Source organism: Bacilliculturomica massiliensis, from assembly GCF_900605495.1.
GTDB lineage: Bacteria > Bacillota > Clostridia > Peptostreptococcales > Anaerovoracaceae > Bacilliculturomica > Bacilliculturomica massiliensis.
The window spans coordinates 278076-300823 of the sequence record NZ_LR027600.1 but is presented as its reverse complement, the minus strand read 5'-3'; the positions used below and the strand labels follow the sequence as shown (position 1 = coordinate 300823).

General features: G+C 55.1%; 18 protein-coding genes. 4 read left to right on the top strand and 14 right to left on the bottom strand.

From position 1 onward, the window contains the following. Positions 1-48: 48 nt before the first annotated feature. From E0E37_RS04995 to E0E37_RS04960, 8 genes are all read right to left on the bottom strand, one after another. A complete protein-coding gene (locus E0E37_RS04995) occupies positions 49-1359 on the bottom strand; it encodes a CdaR family protein (protein ID WP_130861881.1) in 1311 nt (436 codons plus the stop codon). Next, entirely contained in the window at positions 1337-2197 is an 861-nt protein-coding gene (cdaA, locus tag E0E37_RS04990) for a diadenylate cyclase CdaA (RefSeq protein WP_246019635.1), read from the bottom strand. The genes E0E37_RS04995 and cdaA overlap by 23 nt, the downstream gene beginning before the upstream one ends. Positions 2198-2410: 213 nt before the next feature. After that, entirely contained in the window at positions 2411-2950 is a 540-nt protein-coding gene (gene hpf, locus E0E37_RS04985; RefSeq protein ID WP_130861880.1) for a ribosome hibernation-promoting factor, HPF/YfiA family, read from the bottom strand. 804 nt (positions 2951-3754) lie between these two features. Then, positions 3755-4522: a ComF family protein gene (locus E0E37_RS04980; protein ID WP_130861879.1), complete on the bottom strand. Its 768-nt coding sequence runs from the start codon at positions 4520-4522 to the stop codon at positions 3755-3757. Beyond that, positions 4516-6846: an SF1B family DNA helicase RecD2 gene (gene recD2 / locus E0E37_RS04975; RefSeq protein WP_130861878.1), complete on the bottom strand. Its 2331-nt coding sequence runs from the start codon at positions 6844-6846 to the stop codon at positions 4516-4518. The genes E0E37_RS04980 and recD2 overlap by 7 nt, the downstream gene beginning before the upstream one ends. 32 nt (positions 6847-6878) lie before the next feature. Continuing rightward, on the bottom strand, positions 6879-7730 hold the full coding sequence (locus tag E0E37_RS04970; RefSeq protein ID WP_130861877.1) for a hypothetical protein: 852 nt from the start codon (positions 7728-7730) through the stop codon (positions 6879-6881). 2 nt (positions 7731-7732) lie between these two features. Further along, entirely contained in the window at positions 7733-8695 is a 963-nt protein-coding gene (locus E0E37_RS04965; RefSeq protein ID WP_130861876.1) for a 3'-5' exoribonuclease YhaM family protein, read from the bottom strand. A 72-nt stretch (positions 8696-8767) separates the two neighbouring features. Continuing rightward, positions 8768-10153, bottom strand: coding sequence for a D-alanyl-D-alanine carboxypeptidase family protein (locus E0E37_RS04960; protein ID WP_130861875.1), 1386 nt, complete (start codon positions 10151-10153; stop codon positions 8768-8770). Positions 10154-10683: 530 nt separating this feature from the next. On the opposite strand from E0E37_RS04960, the gene E0E37_RS04955 reads away from it, so the two are divergent. Beyond that, entirely contained in the window at positions 10684-12666 is a 1983-nt protein-coding gene (locus E0E37_RS04955; RefSeq protein WP_130861874.1) for an NAD(+) synthase, read from the top strand. Between the two features lie 79 nt (positions 12667-12745). Here E0E37_RS04955 and E0E37_RS04950 read toward each other — a convergent pair whose 3' ends face one another. From E0E37_RS04950 to E0E37_RS04940, 3 genes are all read right to left on the bottom strand, one after another. After that, positions 12746-13198, bottom strand: a complete 453-nt coding sequence (locus tag E0E37_RS04950) for a DUF3788 domain-containing protein (RefSeq protein WP_130861873.1) — start codon at positions 13196-13198, stop codon at positions 12746-12748. An 80-nt stretch (positions 13199-13278) separates the two neighbouring features. Continuing rightward, complete coding sequence (locus E0E37_RS04945; RefSeq protein WP_130861872.1) at positions 13279-14109, bottom strand: class I SAM-dependent methyltransferase; 831 nt, start codon at positions 14107-14109, stop codon at positions 13279-13281. A 26-nt stretch (positions 14110-14135) separates the two neighbouring features. Further along, entirely contained in the window at positions 14136-14576 is a 441-nt protein-coding gene (locus E0E37_RS04940) for a helix-turn-helix transcriptional regulator (RefSeq protein WP_130861871.1), read from the bottom strand. A 386-nt stretch (positions 14577-14962) separates the two neighbouring features. Between E0E37_RS04940 and E0E37_RS04935 the strand changes: the two genes are divergently transcribed. After that, on the top strand, positions 14963-16138 hold the full coding sequence (locus tag E0E37_RS04935) for an SAM-dependent methyltransferase (RefSeq protein ID WP_130861870.1): 1176 nt from the start codon (positions 14963-14965) through the stop codon (positions 16136-16138). A gap of 98 nt (positions 16139-16236) precedes the next feature. Here E0E37_RS04935 and E0E37_RS04930 read toward each other — a convergent pair whose 3' ends face one another. Together E0E37_RS04930 and E0E37_RS04925 are read right to left on the bottom strand one after the other, a co-directional pair. After that, positions 16237-16395, bottom strand: coding sequence for a rubredoxin (locus E0E37_RS04930; RefSeq protein WP_130861869.1), 159 nt, complete (start codon positions 16393-16395; stop codon positions 16237-16239). 100 nt (positions 16396-16495) lie between these two features. After that, positions 16496-17866 (bottom strand): sigma-54 interaction domain-containing protein, encoded by a 1371-nt coding sequence (locus E0E37_RS04925; protein ID WP_130861868.1) that lies wholly within the window; start codon positions 17864-17866, stop codon positions 16496-16498. 305 nt (positions 17867-18171) lie between these two features. On the opposite strand from E0E37_RS04925, the gene E0E37_RS04920 reads away from it, so the two are divergent. Continuing rightward, a complete protein-coding gene (locus tag E0E37_RS04920; RefSeq protein ID WP_130861867.1) occupies positions 18172-19782 on the top strand; it encodes a M20/M25/M40 family metallo-hydrolase in 1611 nt (536 codons plus the stop codon). A gap of 149 nt (positions 19783-19931) precedes the next feature. After that, positions 19932-21587 (top strand): amidohydrolase, encoded by a 1656-nt coding sequence (locus E0E37_RS04915; RefSeq protein ID WP_130861866.1) that lies wholly within the window; start codon positions 19932-19934, stop codon positions 21585-21587. A gap of 238 nt (positions 21588-21825) precedes the next feature. On the opposite strand, the gene E0E37_RS04910 is transcribed toward E0E37_RS04915, so the two are convergent. Further along, positions 21826-22431 carry a lactate utilization protein gene (locus tag E0E37_RS04910; protein ID WP_130861865.1) on the bottom strand — a complete coding sequence of 202 codons (606 nt, stop codon included), beginning with the start codon at positions 22429-22431 and terminating at the stop codon, positions 21826-21828. Positions 22432-22748: the final 317 nt, after the last annotated feature.

Here is a 22748-nt window from a genome sequence, read left to right as displayed (position 1 = left end):
TCACTGTCCGGAATCGATCCCACCGTACTGCCGAAAGAGCGGGCGAGGTTACTCCCCGCCCGCGCTCTCATTATTATCGCTTCCCGTTCCCGGGTCTTCATCCTGCGTGCCGCTGCCGCCGGTATTTCCATTGCCGCCGCTGTTCTGCCCCGGATCTGTGACGATAGCGGACTTCTCCACCACCACGTTCACGGATGCAGGCTGCACAGATACGGAGTTCAGCCGTTTGTCATAACTGATGCTCACAGGCAGCGACGCCGTGGAGATATCCACTCCCTCCGCGTGCAGCGTGGGAACCAGATCCGACTTCGTAAGAGTATCCATTATGCTCTGCGGACCGCTGACCAGGACCCGGATCGTGGGCGTCTCTATGGAAAGCGTATACTCAGAGCTGAGCGACTCGATGATGATCTCATTGCTGGAATAGGTGAACTCTTTCCGCATGATATCCCGCAGATTGAAGGTCGCGGACAGATCCGCCGAGCTCCGGGCAACCTCCACTCCTTCCGGCAGGATGGGCTCCAGCATCACCGCTGTATTGTCTGTGATCCCCGAAATATCCACCGGCTTCGCTTCAATGGAGCTGATGTCCTTCAGCACGGACTTCGCGCCTTTTATGGTGATCTTCTCCGGTATCTGTCTGGAGGCCAGCTCCATGCCGTTTCCTGGCTGACCGGAGACCTTTACCTCAAGATCCACTTCCTTTGTGCGGAACAGCTTCGCCGTCACATCCACTTCGTCGATCGAGAGCGACACGTTTTCCACGGGCATGCCCTCGCTGTCCACAGCGGTGGCTCCCAGCTGGACTGTAGTCCCCTTTTCTGAAAGCTGGGACGCGTCCAGCGTCACCTGTACGGAAGACACGGAATTCACCCTGGATTTGGCCCCGGAGACCTCGATCTCCTGAGGCGCTACTTCCACGGCGCCTTCCTCCGTTCCCGCCTCCAAATTCATGACATTCACTACCACCGGCTTATTTCTAGCGATCAACTGTTCGATGGTGACCTGCACCTGCGGCGTTTTGATCTCTTCCACCGATACTTTATCAGGCACGGTCACGTTCACCTGGACGAGATTCCGGCCCTGTCCGTAGCCCACCACGTTGATCGACGCGGAAATGTCCTCCGCCGTGAGTTTTTTCAGATCGCTTCGCTGACCTTCCAGCACTACGGAGGTGGTCAGCTCCGATGTCTCCGCTATGGCCAGATCCGACGCCCGCAGCACCGCCTCGTTTTCGATCTGGATGGGTATATCCTCGAACACCTGCGTCATGAGCGGTTTTTCCACAGCCATGACATACGCCCACAGCAGGACGGCGATGATCAGAGCGAGAATTTTATTTGTCGTGCTGCTTTTCATTCCGCTCCTCCCTCCTCAGCCAGCCTATGAAATCCATGGGCTTTTTCTTCTCCGTGTCTGACTGACTCAGATACAGGTTCAGCAGGGTCTTTTCCACCGTCTTCAGATCCAGGAAGCGGGAAAGCTTTCCGTCGATGGCGATGGAGATAATGCCGGTCTCCTCGGAGACGATCAGCGAAACGGCGTCGGAGTTTTCCGTGATGCCGATACCCGCCCGATGCCGGGTCCCCAGTTCCTTGCTCAAATTCTTATTCTGTGTCAGCGGAAGCACGCAGCCCGCGGCAAAGATCTTCTCGCCGCGGATGATGGCCGCCCCGTCGTGCAGCGGCGCTCCCTCGTAAAAAATATTTCCCAGAAGCTCCGTGGATATCTCCGCGTTCAGCTCTGTTCCCGTCTCTGCGATATCGTTCAGCGTCGTCTCCCGCTCGATGATGATCAGCGCCCCGGTCCTTGTGGATGAAAAGTAATCCACGGTCTTGACCAGAATGGACGTGACCTCTTTGACCTTTTCCTTGTTCATCTGCGCGAACTGTTTTGTGATCAGCTTGCTGCGCCCGATGTACTCCAGTCCGCGGCGCAGTTCCGGCTGAAACACCACCACGATGGCCACCAGACCCACCTGCATGGCATTATCCAGGATCCAGTTCAGCGTATAAAAGTTCATGCCCTCAGCCAGGAACTTCGCCACGATGAGGATAATAAGGCCCTTAGCCAGCTGCTCCGCTCTGGTCTCCCGAATGAAGCCGATGATTTTATATACGACAAATGCGACGATCAACACATCGATGACGTCAGCAATACCAAACCCGCTCATTATATTTGCGAAAGGATCACTCACAGGCCTTTCACCCCACTTTACATAAGATTATACTATTTTAGTATAGTCAATCGCACAGGATTATTCAACTAAAAACTTTAGTAATTTCCTTATTTATACGCAAAAATTTCGTTCAATATTTTCGCACGGGACTTTATCTCTTTATTTTCTTTCAATCACCCGGAAAAAAAGAGCCGCCGGCAGATCTCTGCCGGCGGCTCAATGAATGAGTTCTCAATATTTTGTATCCAGAAGACCGTAATTTCCATCGTTTCTCTTGTAAACGACGCTTACGCTGTCAGTTTCCATGTTGAGAAATACGAAAAAGTTGTGCTCCACCAGTTCCATCTGCATGATGGCCTCGTCCACGGACATGGGGATCAGCTCGAACTTCTTCGTTCTGACTACCTTGATCTCTTCCTCAGGTTCTTCATAATCCGGAATCTCAGCGAAGGCGAATACTTCCTCCTGCTTCGTTTCCTTATGCTTGCGCAGCAGCTTTGTCTTAAACTTGGACATCTGGGACGCCAGCTTATCCACTACCTTGTCCAGACAGGTGTACGGATCCGAGTTTCTCTCTTCCGCCCGGAAGATCGTGCCCACTGCGTTGAGCGTTGCCTCCAACCTGTATTGTTCCCCCTTTTCCGCCGTCAGAGTCACATTTGCTACGATGTCTCTTGAAAAATACTTGCCCAGCTTCTCAAACTTCTTCTCGATCGTGTCCTTTAGTCTGTCACTTGCATTGTAGTTCTTGCATGAAATTATGACTTTCATAACTTGTACCCCCTTACTGTTTCGGATAATACCTTATTCAACATTTAGTATGGCTTTCCTCTTTTTTTCAATGCCATATTGATGAAATATTTTTATTCACTGTTCATGCACCTTTTTCGACAGAAATCGCCGCAGCCATCAAAAAGAAAGTACGATTTTTCAGGATCTTCGGGCTTGTTTATCCTGTGGAAATATGGGTGTGAACTCTGTGGATAACTCTGTGCATAATTGAAAATACAAGCCTTCGCTTTGTGGATAGATCTCCTGAGCGCCCAAAATGAATAATTACCCATCCGTTCCCGCCCGTCTCCGCCAAATCCCACGTTTTTCAACGTTTCTTTGCTTCTTTTTATTTATTTCCCACAGGGCGTTTCTATTTCCCGGCCCCCCTCAAAGGCTGGATCTGCCGGTTTTTCGGGTTGTGGATAACTTGTGGATATCTTTTTTGCACCGGCCTGCTCCCGCCGTCGGGTATCTGCAGATCTGCAGTTATCTCCACAATAAAAAAAAGTTCCCTCCGGAGCCTTATTCGCCCTGGGGCTCACTCTCACAAAGGAAACAAAATCTGCCCTCCGCCCGCTTTCACAAAAAAAGACGGAAGGTGAAACGGTCCGGCTGACCTGGTCTTTGCCCCCACACTCGCCTTGACGGGGTATTTTACCCCAGGACTTACATCTAAGCTACGCCATGATCACTGCCGCCTTGCGGTCCAGTTTACGTGGGTCCCTTTGCCCGTAGCTGGCATGGACTTTCAACCACAGACCCGGACCGCTTCACCTTCCGCCCTTTCGGACGTATCTCTATTTAATTTCCGCCGTCTCCCGCTCCCCCCGAGGCGAATACCAGCAGGTCTACCGCCGCAGCGCCCGCCGCCAGCAGCGCCCGGGCACATTCGTCCGCCGTCGTTCCGGTGGTCACGATATCGTCTACCAGAAGGATCTGTTTCCCGGACAGAGAGGAACTGCCGCCGCCCCGCAGTCTTTCCCGCGTCTCGAAGGCGCCCCGCAGATTCATCCGCCGCTCATCAGCGGAAAGCGCGCTCATGGCCCCTGTCTTCCGGCTCCTCACCAGCGCTCCGGAAAGACAGGGGACTCCCAGTCCCGCCGCGATCTCCCTCCCCAGAAGTTCCGCCTGATTGTACCCCCGCGCCCGCTCCTTGGGCAGGTACATGGGTACCGGCACCACCAGATCCGGCGTTAGATCCTGTCCCTCTATGCGTTCCAGCATCAGCCGGCCCAGCGCTCTGGCCAGCCCCGGCTGCCGGCCGTATTTGAATTTTTTCAGAACAGACCTGGTCCTGCTCTCGTAGCGGGCGCAGGAAAAGGCCCTGCGCAGCGATCGGAGATCCGCCGGGCGGCCGGACAGACCGGACAGACCGCCGCAGGCTTCGCCGGCGGCCAGCTCTTCTTTCATCCAGCATATCTCCCGCACGCATCTGCCGCACAGACTGTAGGGCATATCCGGATCGATGGCGTCCCCGCAGCAGGCGCAGTAGATCCCCGCCGGATACAAAAGCTCCAGCGCTCCGTCCAGAAGAGCTCCCAGCACCATTCGCCGGCCTGTAGTTACCATAGTTCTTCCCCGCCCCCGTCCTGTTCTGAAAATGACATCTGAACTGCCTGATCCCCCGGCTCTGGTCCGCCGGAAAAAAACTCCGGTCCGTCCGGCCAGGCTGCGCTGAGGGAATCTGGATCCAGAAACGCGGAAAGCCGCGGTCGCAGCCCGGAATACCGCTCCACGATCCGGTTGTTGTCGATCATGGCACAGATCCTGTTTTCCTGTCCCACCAGCACCACAGCCTTCTTCGCCCGGGTCACCGCGGTGTACAGAAGATTCCTGGTAGCCAGCATGGGCGGAAACCAGCTGATGGGCATAATGACGATGGGGAATTCGCTTCCCTGGCTCTTGTGAACCGTCACCGCGTAGGCCAGTTCCAGCTCCTCCAGCTGAGAAAACTCGTAATGCACATATTTTCCGTCGTCAAAAAGCACGGTCATTTCCCCGTACTCCGGGTCCACCACCTCCACAAAGCCCACGTCGCCGTTGAACATGCCCCGGCCTTCGCTGAAATCGTCCAGACGCTTCCACTCCAGCTCGTAGTTATTGCGGATCTGCATGACTTTATCGCCCTCGCGGAAGATCCGGTCCCCAAATTTCTTCTCCCGTTTTTCCGGTCCCGGCGGATTCAGCACAGCCTGCAGTTCCCTGTTGAGACTGATGCTGCCCAGGATCCCCTTCCGCACCGGCGTCATCACCTGCATGTCCTTCACGGCGTCGCAGTCCGTGTAATAACCGGGCAGCCGCCTGACGCAAAGATCTTTGATCGCGGCCAGCATGTCTTTCTCAGAGCTCCTTCGCACCAGAAAGAAATCCTTGTCCTTCTGGTTCATATCAGGATATTCGCCCCGGTTTATCTTGTGGGCGTTGACCACGATGAGACTCTCTCCGGCCTGGCGGAAGATCTCCGTCAGGCATACGGAGTGGATGATCTCGCTGTCCAGAATATCCCGCAGCACATTTCCGGCGCCCACGGACGGCAGCTGATCCGCATCCCCCACGATGATCAGCCGGGTCCCCGGCCGGACGGCGGCCAGCAGGCCGTTCATCAGCAAAATGTCGATCATGGACGCTTCGTCGATGATGATGACCTGATAATCCAGCGGGTCCTCGGCGTTTTTGCCGAAACGCATGGAGTCCTCGCCCTCCGAGTAATAATATTCCAGAAGCCGGTGAATGGTCGACGCCGGATATCCCGAAGTCTCCGTGATCCGCTTGGCCGCCCTGCCCGTAGGCGCGGCGATGGCTGTGGTCAGCCCGCTCTGGCTGAAGATATGGATGATCGTATTGATAATCGTGGTCTTTCCCGTTCCCGGACCGCCGGTGATGACAGACACCCCGTTCTGCAGACAGGAGATCACCGCATGCTTCTGATTCTCAGACAGAAAGATCCCGCTCTCGCGCTCTGTCGCCTCGATGAGTTTATCAACGTCCGTGCTGACGTAGGGCAGCGTGGCCTGATTCAGCTCGATGAGCTTCCCGCAGACATTCTGCTCAGCCTTCCAGTAGGGTTCCAGATAAACCACAGCCCGCCCTTCCAGATTTTCCACCCGGATCGCCCCCTCAAAGGCCATCTCCACCGTGGTCTCGTAGACTTCCTCCGCTCCCACCTCCAGAAACTGACCCATCTGCTCGCAGAACTGCTTCTGCGGCACAAAGGTATGCCCTTCGTTGACGTAGGTCCAGAGTCCGTACAGCACGCCGCTTTTCATTCGGAATTCCGAATCCTTCGAGACTCCCATGCGCTCCGCGATCTTGTCGGCCTTTCGAAACCCGATGCCGAACACGTCGTCCACCAGCTGATAGGGGTTTTCCTCCACCGCCGCGATGGTGTCCGGCCCGTAGACCTTGTACAGCTTCATGGCGTAATTGGCGGATATCCCGTACTGCTGCAGGTACAGCGTGATCTGCGCAAACTCACGATGAGACTGAAAGGCCTCCGCCACTGCTCTGGCCTTCGCTTCGCCGATCCCGGATACCTCCGTCAGACGTCCGGGCTCTTCCTCGATGATCCGGAAGGTATCCGGGCCGAAATGCTTCACAATAGCCGCCGCCGTCTTTTTTCCGATGCCTTTCAAAAGGCCCGAAGACAGAAAACTCTCGATCCCCTGATCCGTGGTGGGCATCTGCTCTTCATAGGCGGAAAAAGCAAACTGCTCTCCGTAAGTGGGATGGGTCTTCCATGCGCCGCGAAACAGAAAGGTCCTGTCCTTCTCCGCGCCGGGAAGATATCCCACCGCCGTGAACTGTTCCTCCTCTGTCTCCACGACGGCTATGGTGTAGGCGTTTTCCTTATTATAATAAATGATCTCTGTGATCGTACCTGTTTTCTCTTCCATACCCTTCGCCTTTGAAAAGCCGGCCGTAAACATCACCGAAAGAAATGCACGTCGCGCAGATATTTCGAAAAGGGATTGGCTGCGGCCCGCTTCGCGGCGGACAGCAGATCTTTCCTGGTGTTTAAGCGGGGCTTGTAATGTACCATATAGAGCAGCTTTTCCAAAATATAATCCGCCTTTTTCTCCGGAATGCCCGCGGCCAGGAGATCGTCCCTGTCCACGGCCAGATCCTCCGGCCAGACCGCCATTTTGTACTCCGCGAATTCTTTTAACATATAATATCGGGACATGATGCGGTTATCCGGGTGATCGTAGACCTTGCACTGCTGTTTTGTCACGTTCTCCCAGTATTCATAGTTTTCCCGGCCGTTCACATAAAGAAACTTCTTAAAATCGAAGGGTCTCACGATAAAGTAAAGCTCCTGGGTCTTTCTCAGCGCCGATGTAAATTTAAAATGCCTGTCCTGGTCAAAATGAAGCCGGGAGACGGCCTGCTCCGCCCTTTTGTCGTCGAAGCAGAGAAAAAGCAGAGCCCAGCGGTATTCCGCCTCCGGGCGTACCCTGTCATAGTTTTCCACGAGCGTTTGAAACGAATCTATCTCGTGCCTGGACTGCGGGGGGTAACACTCCTCGCCAAGAACAAAGGGCATGACGCCCGCCGCCGCGGCCAGACGAAGACCCCTGGCAGGACTTTTGGCCGTCAGCACCGTCTCGAAGAGATCGCGGATCTCCGCTGCGGACAGACGGCTCAGCTCTCCCACGGTCTCCTTGACGGCTTCCATCGTCTCCTGGTCCATGTCCTGATCCCGCTCCGCCGCCAGGGCGATCTCCCTGATAATCATTCCCGGGTCGTCCTTAAATTTCTCCCTCAGCCGCTGCTCCATATCTACACCTCAGCCGGCCGATACAGGCGCCGGTTGTCCAGCGTCCAGATCTTGTCGGAGAATCCACCCGGTTCCGTAGCCTCCAGCGCCTGCTGCATGTCGAACATCTTGGCGTCGATCATGTCCAGATAGTGCAGCATCTCCGCCTCGGGAAACAGCGGTTTCTTCGGGCTGCCGTATTCAGGCTCGTAGTGATGGGTCAGCACCATGTGCTCCAGCATGATGGCCTTTTCTCTGCCGATCCCCAGTTCCTCCGCCAGCCGGTCGATGGTTTTCACCCCCTGCACCAGATGACCCAGAAGCTGTCCCTCAAAAGAGTAACCGGAAGCCACGCCCATTTCATTGGATTCGATCTCGTTGAGCTTTTCCATGTCGTGGATGATCACGCCGCAGACCACCCAGTCGCGCTTCAGATTCGTATATACCAGACAGGCACGCTCGCCCATATCCAGCATGCGCTTGGTATGGTAGAGCAGTCCGCCCAGCTGTGCGTGATGATTTTTGACCGCGGCAGGGTAATAGAGCAGCTTTTCGCGGTTATCTGCCAGCAGTCTGGAACACAGTGCCTTCAGATCCGGATCGGTCATGGACTCCACGGCTCTGGTTATGTAGTCCAGCATATCCTGCGGCTTTTCCGGAGCGGCCTTGATAAAGTCCGCCAGTTCCAGCCCATCCTGGTCCACCGCCCGGCGAACGCGCATGATCTTCAGCTGCTTCATGCCGTTCCACTCCGTCACTACGGCCTTCACCTTGATCAGATCGCCCTCCTTGATCTCGTTGAGCGAGGGGAGTTCCGTGTCCGCCACATCCCATTTCTTGGCCGTCACTTCCCCCATGCGGTCCGCCAGCAGCAGATCCAGATACTGTTTTTTGTTGGAGCCGATCTTGACGGCTATGGTCTTGACCATGAAAAAGTCCTGGATCTCCGCGTCGGTCCTCAAATTGTTTACATACGTTTCTTTCATTTACTGTATCGTCCTTTCCTGCGGCGCGCCCGCCGTCGGCAACCATTCTCGCGCCCGCGCAAACTTGTTTTTTTATATCTGCAGCCCGCCGTCTGCGCTGCCCACGTACTCTTCAAGACTTCGCAGCAGCGCCGCGGCCTCGCCCCACGTCAGCTTTGCTCCCGGCCTGAAGTTCCCGTCGGATCCCTTCATGATGCCGTGGAGCGCAAGCTTCTGCACGCTCTGAAAAGCCCAGCCTGAAATGCTTCCCAGGTCGCCGTAGTCCAGATACTGAAGCTCATCGTCCTTCACGCATTTGGCGGCAGCCACCGCCGCTTCCTCTCTGGTCAGAAACCCTTCCGGCCGGAATCTCCCGCCGTTTCCGCCCATGATGCCCGCGGCGGCAGCCGCGGTGATTCCGCTGTAATACGGATCGGTCCGGGGCACGTCTGAAAAACCGGCGCTGCCCGGGGACTGCGCGGCGGCCGGCAGTTTTCCGTTCTCCATCTGCTGTGCGTACAGAGCCGCGAACTCGCCTCTGGTAATGCTCCGGTCCGGATCGATCACACCGAAGACGGCCGGTACTTCTTCGCCGAATAGCATTGCAAAACTGCTCTCCGACCAGTGTCCCCTGATATAGGCCATGGGGTCCGCCGGATGATATGTAGTCACGATCACGCCGCCGCTGTTGTCAGATGAGCGGTCGATCACATCACGGTAGCCGGAGGTGTCGCCCGCCGTCCGGTAGACGTCGTAGACCATATCCCCCGCCGTCAGAGAAATATGCCCGTTCTCCTTCAGCCAATCGATATATTCCTCAAGGCACCAGTCCTTCTCATACATGATCTGCGCGTGGGGCTTGCCCACATAGCGGAAATGCCAGGGTTCCTCGCCTATCTGGGTCTGACTGTACTTCTCATCCCTGTAGCGCAGTATAAAGCCATAGCGCCAGCAATTCGCCGAGAGCCACTTTCCCTGAGCCGTATTGCCGAAAGCTGCGGTCAGCGTGCCGTCGGTGGACAGATCGATGGCCAGCCCCAGCTGATGCTCGCTGGTGCCGGGCACCGCCGTAAATTTCCGGGTGGCGGCGTAGGCCGCCTCGTAGCTCATGCCGGTCTTCTGCCTGGCCGCAAGTCTCGTATTGAAAAGATAGGTCTGGGTGGCGTAAGAGCGGTAACCGCTGTTCAGGCGGATAGACAGGCCCGTGTTCTTCAGGTCTTTCACCATGCTTTCAAGTGCAGAAGCTGCGGCCGCCCGCATCTTCACAGAGGAACCTGCCGCCGTGCGCATATCGGAAGCAGCGTAATCCTTCGACACCGAATGTCCGTAATTCACAAGCCACAGCAGGCCCGAATCTCCCTGAACTCCTGTTCCCTCAGCCCCGAAAGCCCGGGACGCCCGTGACGCCGGAATCGCGGGAGCGATCCCCAATACCAGCGCCGCGCTCAGCAGCGCCGCGATCATTCTCCGTTTTTTCATACCGTCTCTTCCCTCTTTCCCGTGTTCTATATCCCTGACCTGCCCTGTGCTGATTCAGCTTAACATCTAATTATATACTAACCCACCCGGTTTTCGCAAGGAGTGTGCGCCGATCCGGACGATGATTTCAGGATATGACGTGTTGCGAGCAAAGAAGGCAAAACGTCCTTTCATTACATATTATATATTAAATTGATTTATTTGTAAATACGCAGTGGCGCCGCCCCCCCAGCCTTTCGCCGCCCTGCCTTTCCAGAAAACGGCCCGCCGGACAGCCTGTGGTGTTCCCATGAAAAAAAGGGGATCAGACGGCGTCTGTCCCCTCATGGAACAGAACCCCGCGGGACTTGCACTTGTATACCGGCCCGTATCTGGTATATAATAAATCTCGAAAATAGACTTCTATCAAGACGTCTGCAATCCTCCGCCGAAGGATCCCCGGCAGAAGTACTGTTTCGGGCGTATCGCATACGCACCTGACCGGCCGTGCGGCGGAGAACAGACAACCGAAAGTAAAAGGAGAGCGTATTATGAATAAATTGGGACTGATCCGCGTGGCCGCCGTAACACCCAAAATGAAGGTCGCCAATACCGGCTACAACACGGAACAGATTCTTGCCTGCGCTCAGGAAGCCAGAGAAAACGGCGCCGCCGTCATTCTCTTTCCGGAGCTGGCTATCACAGGCTACACCTGCGGCGACCTGTTCTATCAGGAATTTCTCTACGAAAAAAATCTGGAGAGCCTGAAAGCCATCGCCGATTCTACGATGGGAACCAGCGCGGTCCTCATCGTGGGTTTTTATTTAAAACTGGAGAATAATCACTATAACTGCGCCGCCGTCATCCAGAGCGGCAAGGTCCGGGGCATCGTGCCGAAGATGTTCCTTCCAAACGCCAGAGAATTCTATGAAGCCCGCTGGTTTGCCTCCGGCATCCGCGTGGCCGGCGCTGTGGATTCCGTTAGCTTCTTCGGCGAAGACGTACCCTTCGGCCATCTGATCTTCCACGACGAGACCAACCAGCTGAAGCTGGGCGTGGAGATCTGCGAAGATCTGTGGGTGCCCATCACCCCCGGTTCCCATCTGGCGCTGAACGGCGCCCATATTCTCTTCAATCCCTCTGCCAGCAACGATACGGTAGGAAAATCCGACTACCGCCGCAGTCTGGTTGCGCAGAACAGCGCCGTCAACATCTGCGGCTACGTCTACGCTTCATCCGGCGTGGACGAGTCCACCACAGATCTGGTATTCGGCGGCGATTCCGCCATCGCGGAGAACGGAACGCTGCTGGCGGAAAGCCAGCTGTTCAGCCGGGATGCAAAGATCCTCTACGGCGAGATCGATTACGAGCGCATCAAGTTTGAACGTACCTACGGGCAGAATTTTGAGGCCTGCACTTCCGCGTACAGCAATCGGGACTATTACCGCACCGTCGTTCTGAAGCCCCTGTCCGTTTTGGACGGCGACAGGGATCAGCTGACCCGCGTCTACCCGAAAAATCCTTTCGTACCGGAAGATCCGGCTGTCTTCGACCGGCGCTGCCAGGATATTTTCAGCATCCAGACTGCAGGGCTGGCCAAGCGTCTGGAACACTCCCGGGCGAAGACCGCCGTGGTGGGGATATCCGGCGGTCTGGATTCCACGCTGGCCCTTCTGGTCACGGCCCAGACCTGCAAGCTGCTGGGCAGGGATCCCGGCTCCATCATCGCCGTCACCATGCCCGGCTTCGGCACGACAGGCAAAACCTACAATAACGCTCTGACCATCATGAAGCTGCTGGGGGCGGACGTCCGCGAAATACCCATTGGCGAATCCGTGCTCCGGCACTTTGAAGATATCGGACACGACCCGGCGGACCACAGCGTCACCTATGAAAACGCCCAGGCACGGGAACGGACCCAGATCCTCATGGACGTAGCCAACCAGACCGGCGGACTGGTGGTGGGCACCGGCGATCTCTCTGAGGTGGCCCTGGGCTGGAGCACTTACAACGGCGATCACATGTCCATGTACGGCGTCAACTGCAGCGTTCCCAAAACGCTGGTCCGGTTCGTCATTCAGTGGTTCATGGAAAACCGCCTGTCCGGTCCCGATGAAGACAAGGGCTTCAGCAGCGACAACGCCCTTTTGAAGCGGACCCTGCAGGATATCATGGACACGCCCATCTCCCCCGAGCTTCTGCCGCCCGATGAGGACGGCAAGATCGCGCAGAAGACGGAGGACACCGTGGGGCCCTACGTACTTCACGATTTCTTCATGTTCTACACCATCCGTTACGGCATGTCGCCAAAGAAACTGCTCTTTATCGCAAAGACTGTTTTCGCAGACGAATACGACGGGGAATTTATAAAAAAATGGCTGTCTGTGTTTTACCGCCGTTTCTTCGCGCAGCAGTTCAAACGCAGCTGCATTCCCGACGGTCCCAAGGTCGGTTCTGTCGGTCTGTCACCCCGGGGCGACTGGCGTATGCCCAGCGACGCGGACTCCGCCGTCTGGCTGGCAGAACTGGAATAGGCCGGCCTGATCAGGCCGCGAAAAGAGACCGCCTGCGTACAGGGAAAGGGCGCCGTTTTGCGACGGCGCCCTTCTTTTTTTATTCTCGTGCACATCCAGTCTCGTGTGGAAAAGCGATCCACGGCTCGCACTTCACTTCCAGCATCTTTTGTATGTCACAATAATGAGCTTCACCGGCAACTCGATAATGAAGCCAACCGCCATCGCCACAGGGGTATTTGCTGTCGATACATTCCTGGGTCTCTTTTTCCAGCTGGTCGTATACCAGATGAAATTGTTCATTTGACAATCGTATCATGACGGTAAAGGCGCCATCCTCCGCAAACACATTGCAGATCAGCTTATTCTTCTTTCTGTGAGCAACTGCCCAGCCATAGTTGTTTCCGTAGGGAAATGAAATTTCCTGCGCAGTATTACATACATCTGACAACCATTTATTTATCCGGATAAACAACTCCCTGCCATTGCCACAGTACGCGGCCATGTCATCAAATGCCGGCCTGTTCTGCTTATCAAGCATTCTGCCATACATAGCAACCTCCCCACAAACCGGCGATCTGCCGATTACTCTCTCCGCCGAAGGCTGGCTTTCGCCAATAAGCCATAGCGGCTCTACTTTGTAAAAACGCCGCAGATCGTTTCGCCATCGTCCGTCAATTGTTTTCCTGCTGCGTCGCCATAGAATTCAAAACCGTTAAAATCTGCGGTCTGGATTTCCAATAACAGCTTTTCTTTGGAGAAGAAATGGTCCCATATATTGTAGCAATCTATGGATTCGTCGGTCAAAACAATACATTGACGAAGCTCTGTGGCGTCCTCATCATCGTACTGGTATACAGACTCCAGACAGATATGCGGCTTCTCACACCAAAAACCGCCCTCCTCGTAGAATTGCCAAGTACGGCTTTCATTTTTTCTCATACTCGGTGTAAAAACGTCAACGATAAACTTTCCGTTTTGTCTCAACGCCTTATAAATCTTATTTAATAAAACAAGCCTGTCCTCTTTCGGCAGCACTGCATAATCGCAGTAGATCAGCGTGACGACATCAAATTGATTTTCGTAATCCATGGTCAGATAATTTTGATAATGGTACTCAATATCTCTGTTTTGCTGTATCGCCTGTTCTTTTGCATATGCAATCGAACGTCTGGAAAAATCCACGCCTATGACGGAATAACCGGCCTCGTGAAACCGCTGTGCATAAAGGCCGGGGCCGCAGCCTAAATCCAGCAGGTATTTATATTGGGCTGGCGGTGCAATTTTAGAGATCCATTGAACCGACCGGTCAAGAAATTCATGTTTTCGGGTCGCCCCATCCTCCTGCGGATCGAGATGTGCCTCCAGCATCCCTTTGGATATATGCGCGTCATCCCAGAACTCTCCAGTGCCAGACGCATATAATTGCGGTTTTCCAAGAAAACCGCTTAACTGTTGAATCATAAATATTCCTCCTGAAATTTCTCCCCCTACCGGTCCAGGCGGGCCCGGACGGCGTCCAGATCGAAGGATGCGCAGATCCGCTCGTCCTCCTGATTCAGAGCCCTGTAATGCTGGGACAAAATATTCTGCTGGATCTTGCAGCCGCCGTATTCCTCCACGGTGCGCCACCAGACCTTTCCTCCCATGGTCTTCGGATACTGGGGCTCGTCGCCTTCAAAGGCCAGCGCGAGAATAATATCCGAAGCCTCTCCGCCCAGCACACCGGCCAGCACCTCGCTCTTTGGAAAAATGGAACAGAGCACCACGGCTCCAGACCAGCCCAGGGAGGACCTTCCCTTTTCGATCTCCACCAGAGTCTTCTTTGACATACCCAGGATCTGCGCCATTTTCTCCTGCGTAAAATCGTATTCCGTCCGCACCAGCTTAACCTGCTTATTCATCTTGGATATAAATTCGTTTCTCTTCATCGACGTATCCGCCTCTCTCCTCTGTGCAGCCGCCACGCGAACTTCCGTACCCCCATGACCGCGGCTTCTTTTGTGTAATTCTACACCCGTCTCCTTTCCTTTGTCAACAAAGGATGCTCTGTGGCCGTCTTTCCTATTTTAAATCCACCGGCAATACGTCTGACTGTATAATTTTTCATCTCAAAGGGCAAAATGAAACTGGACACAATTACCTGCGCCGGTCTGCCGCGCCGCTATTCCAAGGGCGGCTGCGCCGCCGGCCGGCGGCCGTTGTGTACTGCTCTGCGGCCCATACGGCTCTGCCGGAGATTTCCCTCCGCGCCAGGCCGGAGGACGGCCGTCAGAAATGTATTACCGAATCTATCCAGTTAAAAGGAGACCCTCATATGATATTTGAAAGAACCGCGATCAAAAAGTTGCTTTCGCAGCTGGACCAGATCCCATTCAGCGTTTGTTTCGAGAACAACGATACGATGAACGTTGGAAAGGGCGAACCTCTTTTTACCGTCAGAATCAACGAGCCCATATCGAAAAAGGAACTGATGACCAGTACCTCTCTGGCTCTGGGAGAAGCCTACATGCGGCGCTCCATCGAAGTGGATGGCGACCTGTTTACCGCGCTGAATGTAGTGCTCTCCCAGATCGACAAATTCTCAGTGAACGCCCGGGCGCTGGACAAGATCCTTCACAGCTCTACCAAGGCGAAACACCAGAAGGAAGAAGTGGGCTTCCATTACAATATTGGAAATGATTTTTACCGCCTCTGGCTGGACGAGACTCTGAACTATTCCTGCGGTTATTTCCCCCGAGGCAACGAAACCCTCTATGAAGCTCAGGTAAAGAAGACGCACCATCTGCTGCAGAAACTGCATCTGCAGCGCGGCATGCGCCTGCTGGATATCGGCTGCGGCTGGGGCTACCTGCTCATCGCGGCGGCAAAGGAATACGGCGTCTCCGGCGTAGGCATCACGCTCAGCGACGAACAGTACAAAGAATGCCGCCGCAAAGCCAGAGAAGAGGGACTTGAAGACCGCGTAAAATTTCTGCTCATGGACTACCGCGAACTGCGCAAATCTCAACTTCTCTTCGACAGGGTGATCAGCGTGGGCATGCTGGAACACGTAGGCCGGGATAATTACGATCTCTTCTTTGAGAACGTGGACGCCGTACTCAAGCCCGAGGGGATCTTCCTTCTCCACTTTATCAGCGCGCTGAAAGAAAACCCCGGAGATCCCTGGATGAAAAAATACATTTTCCCCGGCGGCGTCATTCCCAGTCTGCGCGAGATCCTGCACATCGCCGGCGACTATCATTTTTATACCATCGACGTGGAAAGCCTGCGCCGCCACTACGTAAAGACTCTGCTGTGCTGGTCCGAACGCTTTCAGCAGAACAGAGGGCAGGTCCTGTCCATGTTCGACGATCAGTTCGTGCGCATGTGGGAGCTGTATCTCTGCGCCTGCGCCGCTTCCTTTAATAACGGCGTTATCGACCTGCATCAGATCCTCTTCAGCAAAGGGATCAACAACGATATTCCCATGATCCGGGAAAATTACCGCTGATCATTTCCCGACGTTTTCCCACGAAAAAAAACGCTTCGCAGAATTCATTCCGCAAAGCGTTTTATTTTTTCTCTCATAGGATCAGCGGTGGAAAAGCGCTATTCCTTCTCCTCGAACTCATCCTTGCCTACGTAGCAGAGAGGGCATTCAAAATCATCGGGCAGATCCTCCCACTTGGTTCCGGGCGCGATCCCGCCTTCCTCGTAACCCTTCTCTTCATCGTATTCCCATCCGCAGACCTTGCATACATAAACCATAATCATTCCATCCTTTCTTTTTCTAATCTGATGTAGCTGCGGTCCCCCAGGACCATCTGATGGAACTATTTTACCCGGCTTTTCCAGTTCTTAATCGCCGTTATACCTGCTTTGAAGTGGAAATACCGTATTTTTTCATTTTCTGGTTCAGCGCCTGCCTGGTAATACCCAGGCGGTCCGCCAGCGCCGTCAGATTTTTCGTCTTGCCCAGTTCGGACAGTATAATATGTTTTTCGTAGTCGTCGATGGATTTTTTCAGAGTCTCCCCCATGGCCAGCGGCGCCGGTTCCGGCTCTCTGGCTTCAAGCTCCTCGAATATATACCGGGGCAGATCCTCCTTCTGAATGATCTTTCCGTCGCAGAAATTGAAGGCCCCCTCGATGGCATTCTTGAATTCCCGCACGTTTCCCGGCCAGTCATAGCGCGGGAGCAGCTCCCGCACCTCTTCGGACAGGCCTTCGATGGATTTGCCCATCTCCTTATTATACTGATGGATAAAACATTCCGCCAGAACGTCGATATCGTTGCTTCTCTCCCGCAGCGGAGGGATCTGGATCATCACGCTTCCCAGCCTGTAAAACAGATCGGGCCGCATCTTCCCCTCCCGTATGCACTGCATGGGCGGTTCGTTCACCGCCGCGATAATCCGCACGTCTACCTTCTTGGACTCCAGCCCGCCGATCCGCGTGATCTTTTTCTCCTCGATCACCTTCAGCAGCTTCGCCTGCATATTGATGTCCATGGAATTGATCTCATCCAGAAAGATGGTGCCGCCGTCGGCTATCTCAAAGATGCCGGGCTTGTTCTCCGCACCGGTATAGCTTCCCTTTGTGGTACCGAAAAAGATGCTCTCCAGCAGGTTTCCGGGAATGGCCGCGCAGTTCTGCGAGATGAACAGCTTGCTCTTTCTGTTGCTGGCCGTGTGGATGGACTGGGCCACCAGTTCTTTTCCCGTCCCCGTCTCCCCGTAGATCAGAACGGAGGAATGGGTCCGCGATACCCGCTCCACCTGGGTCCGCAGCGTCAGCACCTGGGGCGAACGCCCCACGATATCTTCCATTGTATATAGATCCTTGCGGTACTTTTCTTCAAAATCAGATATGCTGATCTCCGGCTTGATAAAATCCGGGTACCGGGCGATGCTCACGGCTCCGATGATCTTGCCGCCCTGACGGATGGGAAACGTATTGTCAAGGAGATTCATAGTCATTCCGTCGTAGGTAGTCATGGGTTCCAGCTTGTTGATGGTGGACTCTCCGGTGCGCAGCGCCTTATAGATGGTGCTGGTCTCCTCTGTCAGGTCCGGATAGATCTCAAGTATGTTCTTTCCCACCACTTCCTCCCGCAGCAGAGGCGTGATCCCTGTCCTGTAATTGCGAAAGTATACCACGCGGGCTTTATCATCCACAACCAGTATTCCGTCAGCGAAATTTTCCATGCTTGTGATGACATCCAAATATTCTTCCAGCACGACCCGCTTCACATCCTTTCCCGTTCTTCTTACTTCCCCTTTATTCTAGCATGGCGCCCGGAATATGTAAATTTTATTTTCGCCTGCGGAAACTTTGATTTACAGGAAGCGGCGTCTTTTCCAGTCCCGTCGGATCCGGCTGCCGTCAAAGCCTTGAAACTCATGGGCTTTTGTTTTTGCGGCGCCGTTGGCACACTATTTGCTATTTAAATCTACAACAGACGCTCCGCCGCCTGCCGGCGGAAGGGAGCGGCCCCCAGACTCCGACGTCAAAACATCAGTGCAGCTCAGCAAAGGAGAAGCCAATGAGCCAGATATCAATCAGAGACATTTTATATCGTCTGATCGCCGTGCAGAGCGATACGGGCACCGAGATGGAATGCCGCATGGCGGAGACCATCGCCTGCTGCATAAGCGACGATCCCTACTTCCAGATCCATCCCGATCACTGGGGCTGTGAAACTGCGGGGGACATCATGGGACGGCCTGTGATCTGGGCGCTGAAAGAGGGAAAAAGCAGGAAGACCGTCGTTCTTTCCGGTCATTACGACACCGTGGAGACCGACTGCTACGGTCCTCTGAAACCGCTGGCCCTGAAGCCCGACGAATTGAAAGAAAAGATCCGCACGCTTCCACTGACGGACGATAAGCTGAAGAGAGAACTGGACGGCGACTGGATGTTCGGACGGGGCTGCGGGGACATGAAGGCCGGTCTCGCCGTGGATCTCCACGTCCTCCTCACCGAGGAGGAGCCCCAGGCCTCGATCCTGTTCACCGCAGTCTGCGACGGAGAAAACATCTCGGCAGGGACCCGCCGGTCCCTGTCTCTCTACCGCCGGCTCAGGGACCAGTTCGGCCTGGATTATCAGGCCGTACTCATCGGCGAGCCGCAAATCTGCAGCAGCCGTCAGCCCTTCACCGTCCACTGCGGCGGCACGGGAAAATTTTTGCCCGTCATCGTGGCCAAGGGACAGCTCGCTCACTGCGCGGAGCCGCTCAAAGGCCTGAACGCCGCCCACATCATTTCCGAGATCGCGCGAAATCTGGACCTGAATACGGATTTCTGCACGGATGATCTGGGCGTCTCCACACAGCCCCCTATCGTTCAGCTGGTCCGGGACCTGAAAACCACCTGTGACGCCTCCATCCCGGAATACGCGGCTGCCTGCGTCAATATGCTGTTCTTGAACAGCAGGACACCGCCTCTGATCCTGGAAAAGATCAAAGCTCTCTGCAAAACTTCCGTCTGCTCTGTGATCGAGAAATACGAGACCAGCTTTGCCCACGCCAGATTCCGGGGACTGGTCTCCGACGACTGTTACCAGACATTCGCTCCTGTAGTGGTGGATCTTCGAGAGCTGGAAGAGATCGTCAAGGCCAACAGAGCCGATTTCGACAGCTTCCGCTCAGAACTGGAACAGCGTCTCACCGCCGAGGTGGCGGAAAAGACGCTCTCCCTGCAGGAGGCCAGCCTGTGCTTCATGAAAGCAATGATCGAGGCTTCCGGCCTGCGCTTTCCGCTGGTAGCCGTGGGCGTGGCGCCGCCCTACTATCCCTCCGTCTCCTGCGAATATATGGGAAAAGATCTGACCTCCGTTTTAGGAAGCATCCGCCAGGTGGTGGAAGGCGAATATGGAATGCAGTTCCGACTCTCTCCCTACAGCCCAGGCATGGGAGATATCAGCTATATGACCTGTATCAGCCCGGAGCGCGAGCGGGCGTTTCTCCGCAATATCGCGCTGCCTCCCTCCCTGTACGATATCCCCTTCGAGGAAGCGGCGGCGCTGAATATCCCCTGCCTCTGCATGGGTCCCCGCAGCGAGGATGTGCACCAGTGGAGCGAACGCGTCTATCTCCCCGATGTGGAGCACGTGATCCCCGACGCCATCCGCCGGGTGATCGCAGATATCCGCTGACTTCCTGTTTTCCCACCCTCGCAAACGGGCGATTGCCGCCAGTCTTCCCTGGGTATATAAAGATCTATCTTGTTTTATCCCCGCAGCGCCGAGACGGATAAAGGGTCCGGCCCGCCGCTGGCTGAACTGAATCTGAAAAGGAGACGATCATGGATCAGATATTTTTTAACGGTACGATCAGAACGCTGGATCCGGCCATTCCCCTGTGCCAGGCTTTAGCCGTAAAAGACGGTGTGATCATGCGCATGGGCACGGACGGTGAGATCCTGTCTCTGGCCGGTCCAGAGACAGCGAAGATCGATCTGAAGGGCCGGCTCATGCTGCCGGGCTTCTGCGACTCGCACATGCACCTGCTGCATTACGCCCAGGTAAAGAACTGCCTTTCCCTGTTTCACGCCACCTCTCTGTCAGAGATCATGGAACTGTGCGCAGGCGCTGTGGCTGCGGCGAAGGAAAAGGGTTCCTGGATCATGGGACTGGGCTTCAATGAAAACAACTGGGACGATAAAACGCTGCCCACCCGAAGGGATCTGGACCGCGTTTCTCAGGACGTCCCCATTGTCATCCGCAGAGCCTGCTTTCACATGATGATCGTCAACACGAAAGCGCTGGAACTTTTGGGATTGACCGGAGAAAAACAGGAGACCACGACGCACCGCATCGGATTTTATCCCGACGGAACGCCCAACGGTTTTCTACAGGAGGAAACACAGAATCTGGTACAGCTCTCCATGGGCACGCCCCCTCTGGAACAGATCAAGGAATTGATCCTGTCCGCCGCCTGCGACGCCGCGGCCATGGGCATCGTCCAGATCCACAGCGACGACTTTGAAGCCTTTGCCGGGAATCAGGCCGAACTGATCATCCAGGCTTACCGGGAACTGGCGGAAGAAGGAAAGCTCCCCATCCGTATCTATCAGCAGTGCCTGCTGCGGGATCAGGCGACCCTGGACGCGTTTCTGGATCACGGCCACAGGACCGGCGAGAGCTACGGCGCCGGACTCTTCCGGGGCGCTTACACCCTGGGTCCGCTTAAGATCCTCACCGACGGTTCCCTGGGGGCCAACACCGCAGTTTTGAGAAAACCCTATTGCAACGCACCAAATACAAAGGGCATACATATATATGAAAAAGCGGTACTTCAAAAGCTATTTGACACCGCTCACAGAAACGGAATGCAGATCGCCGTCCACTGTATCGGAGACGGCGCTATCGAACAGACGCTGGACTGTCTGGAGACTGCCATGGACACCTGCCCGCGGGCAAATCCCCGTCACGGCGTGGTCCACTGTCAGATCACCGACATTCCCCTTCTGGAACGTTTCCGCAGCCTGAACGTAATGGCCTATATCCAGCCCATCTTCGTCCGCGGCGATATGGATATCGTGGACGACTGCGTGGGCCCGGAACTGGCCGCCACCAGCTACAACTGGCGGAAAATGGAGGATCTCGGCATCCATGCCAGCGGCGGCTCCGACTGTCCCGTAGAACCCTTCGACATTCTCCCCAATATCTGCTGCGCCGTGACCCGCACCGATCTTGCAGGATCCGCGCCGTGGTATCCGGAGAACGGAGTCACCGTGGAGGAAGCCGTGAAAATGTTTACCATCGAAGGCGCTTACGCCTCCTTCGAAGAAGATATCCGCGGGTCGCTCACCGTAGGCAAACTGGCCGATCTGGTGGTGCTGGACCGGAATATCTTTCAGATTCCCGCCGATGAGATCAAAGACGTCTCGGTGGACATGACCGTGGTGAACGGCCGCATTGTCTACGAGAGGACGCAGGCGAAAACATTTTCAATATAAATTTAATGAAACAGGTATAACCTTTTCATAATATGCTCATACTCATAGTGCAAATGATTGTGCATGTTTAAACCTCCGGAAAGTGAACTCTTGCCGGGGGCAACTCTCACGGGCGCGCAGATGTGGCGCGCGCCCGACTCCTTAAGAACGGCAAAGCCGCCCCCCATGGGGCGGCTTTGTTGTTTTTCTGCGGTTTTCGTCGCGGCTATTCTCCACGATCAAGATCCTGTGCCCCGGATCAAAATCCCATCTTCTCGTTGATGAGCACGATTTCCATATCGACGCACTCCATCTTCTTATAATGGATGATCAGTCCATTGCAGATCCGGTCCGGACTGGAACAGTCATAACAGCGGTCTCCCCGCACCGCACAGGGCGTTTTCAGCTGGAACCGCCGGGCGTTCAGCGGCGCGGCAACGTTACGCGCTCTCCAGACAGCTTCCTCCAGCGTGGGGGCGATCTTGTTGACCCCTAGCACGAAATACACCTTGTCGTGCCCGAACAGAGATCCCGCTATCCGATTGCCCTCGCCGTCGATGTTGACCATCTGACCGGTCTCGCTGGCTCCGTTCACAGAAGTGAGGAAGATATCTGTGGTCAGGCACTCCTTCGCGGTGTCCGTAAACGACCTTCCCTCCGCGCAGTGCTGCGGGTCGGCCACCCGGTTATGCCTGCTCAGCCGCTCAAAAAGTTTCATTTGAAGGAGCGTCTGCGAGTCGCCGAAGCCCACATGTCTGCCGTCGATGGCGCCGTCTAAATAATCCGCCGCCTCCGCTGCCGTTTCAAAACAGGAAACCTTGTAACCGTTTCGTTCAAAATTTGAGATCACTTTCTGAATGTCCATCCTGACTCTCCTTTTCTGTCATCCTTTCACCATCATGGCCGCTCCGGCATCCGTCCCGCCGCACGCCTGTTTTCTTCTCCATTATATCCTCAATCGAAACCTCCTACAAGGATTTACGCCTTAGCAGCGCCCGCTTTTCAAAACGCTTTTGTCCGTCTACTGCGGCGCGCAGCGGCACTGGACTGTCGCTGCATATTGATCAGTCTCTGAGGGCAACTTAATGATGTGCGGACATTGAAGATCCGGCCTGACGCTCTGTATCTGTCCGGGTCTCCACGCAGTTCGCCTATATTTTTTATAAAAAAGGATGTGCCTTT

Excerpts from the sequence above, each read along its gene's own strand:
- E0E37_RS04920 (WP_130861867.1), top strand. The coding sequence starts at position 18,172 with ATGAGCCAGATATCAATCAGAGACATTTTATATCGTCTGATCGCCGTG.
- E0E37_RS04955 (WP_130861874.1), top strand. The coding sequence starts at position 10,684 with ATGAATAAATTGGGACTGATCCGCGTGGCCGCCGTAACACCCAAAATG.
- E0E37_RS04995 (WP_130861881.1), bottom strand. The coding sequence starts at position 1,359 with ATGAAAAGCAGCACGACAAATAAAATTCTCGCTCTGATCATCGCCGTC.
- E0E37_RS04910 (WP_130861865.1), bottom strand. The coding sequence starts at position 22,431 with ATGGACATTCAGAAAGTGATCTCAAATTTTGAACGAAACGGTTACAAG.
- E0E37_RS04935 (WP_130861870.1), top strand. The coding sequence starts at position 14,963 with ATGATATTTGAAAGAACCGCGATCAAAAAGTTGCTTTCGCAGCTGGAC.
- E0E37_RS04965 (WP_130861876.1), bottom strand. The coding sequence starts at position 8,695 with ATGAAAGAAACGTATGTAAACAATTTGAGGACCGACGCGGAGATCCAG.
- E0E37_RS04930 (WP_130861869.1), bottom strand. The coding sequence starts at position 16,395 with ATGGTTTATGTATGCAAGGTCTGCGGATGGGAATACGATGAAGAGAAG.
- E0E37_RS04940 (WP_130861871.1), bottom strand. The coding sequence starts at position 14,576 with ATGAAGAGAAACGAATTTATATCCAAGATGAATAAGCAGGTTAAGCTG.
- E0E37_RS04960 (WP_130861875.1), bottom strand. The coding sequence starts at position 10,153 with ATGAAAAAACGGAGAATGATCGCGGCGCTGCTGAGCGCGGCGCTGGTA.
- E0E37_RS04970 (WP_130861877.1), bottom strand. The coding sequence starts at position 7,730 with ATGGAGCAGCGGCTGAGGGAGAAATTTAAGGACGACCCGGGAATGATT.
- E0E37_RS04915 (WP_130861866.1), top strand. The coding sequence starts at position 19,932 with ATGGATCAGATATTTTTTAACGGTACGATCAGAACGCTGGATCCGGCC.
- E0E37_RS04945 (WP_130861872.1), bottom strand. The coding sequence starts at position 14,109 with ATGATTCAACAGTTAAGCGGTTTTCTTGGAAAACCGCAATTATATGCG.
- E0E37_RS04950 (WP_130861873.1), bottom strand. The coding sequence starts at position 13,198 with ATGTATGGCAGAATGCTTGATAAGCAGAACAGGCCGGCATTTGATGAC.
- hpf (WP_130861880.1), bottom strand. The coding sequence starts at position 2,950 with ATGAAAGTCATAATTTCATGCAAGAACTACAATGCAAGTGACAGACTA.
- E0E37_RS04980 (WP_130861879.1), bottom strand. The coding sequence starts at position 4,522 with ATGGTAACTACAGGCCGGCGAATGGTGCTGGGAGCTCTTCTGGACGGA.
- recD2 (WP_130861878.1), bottom strand. The coding sequence starts at position 6,846 with ATGGAAGAGAAAACAGGTACGATCACAGAGATCATTTATTATAATAAG.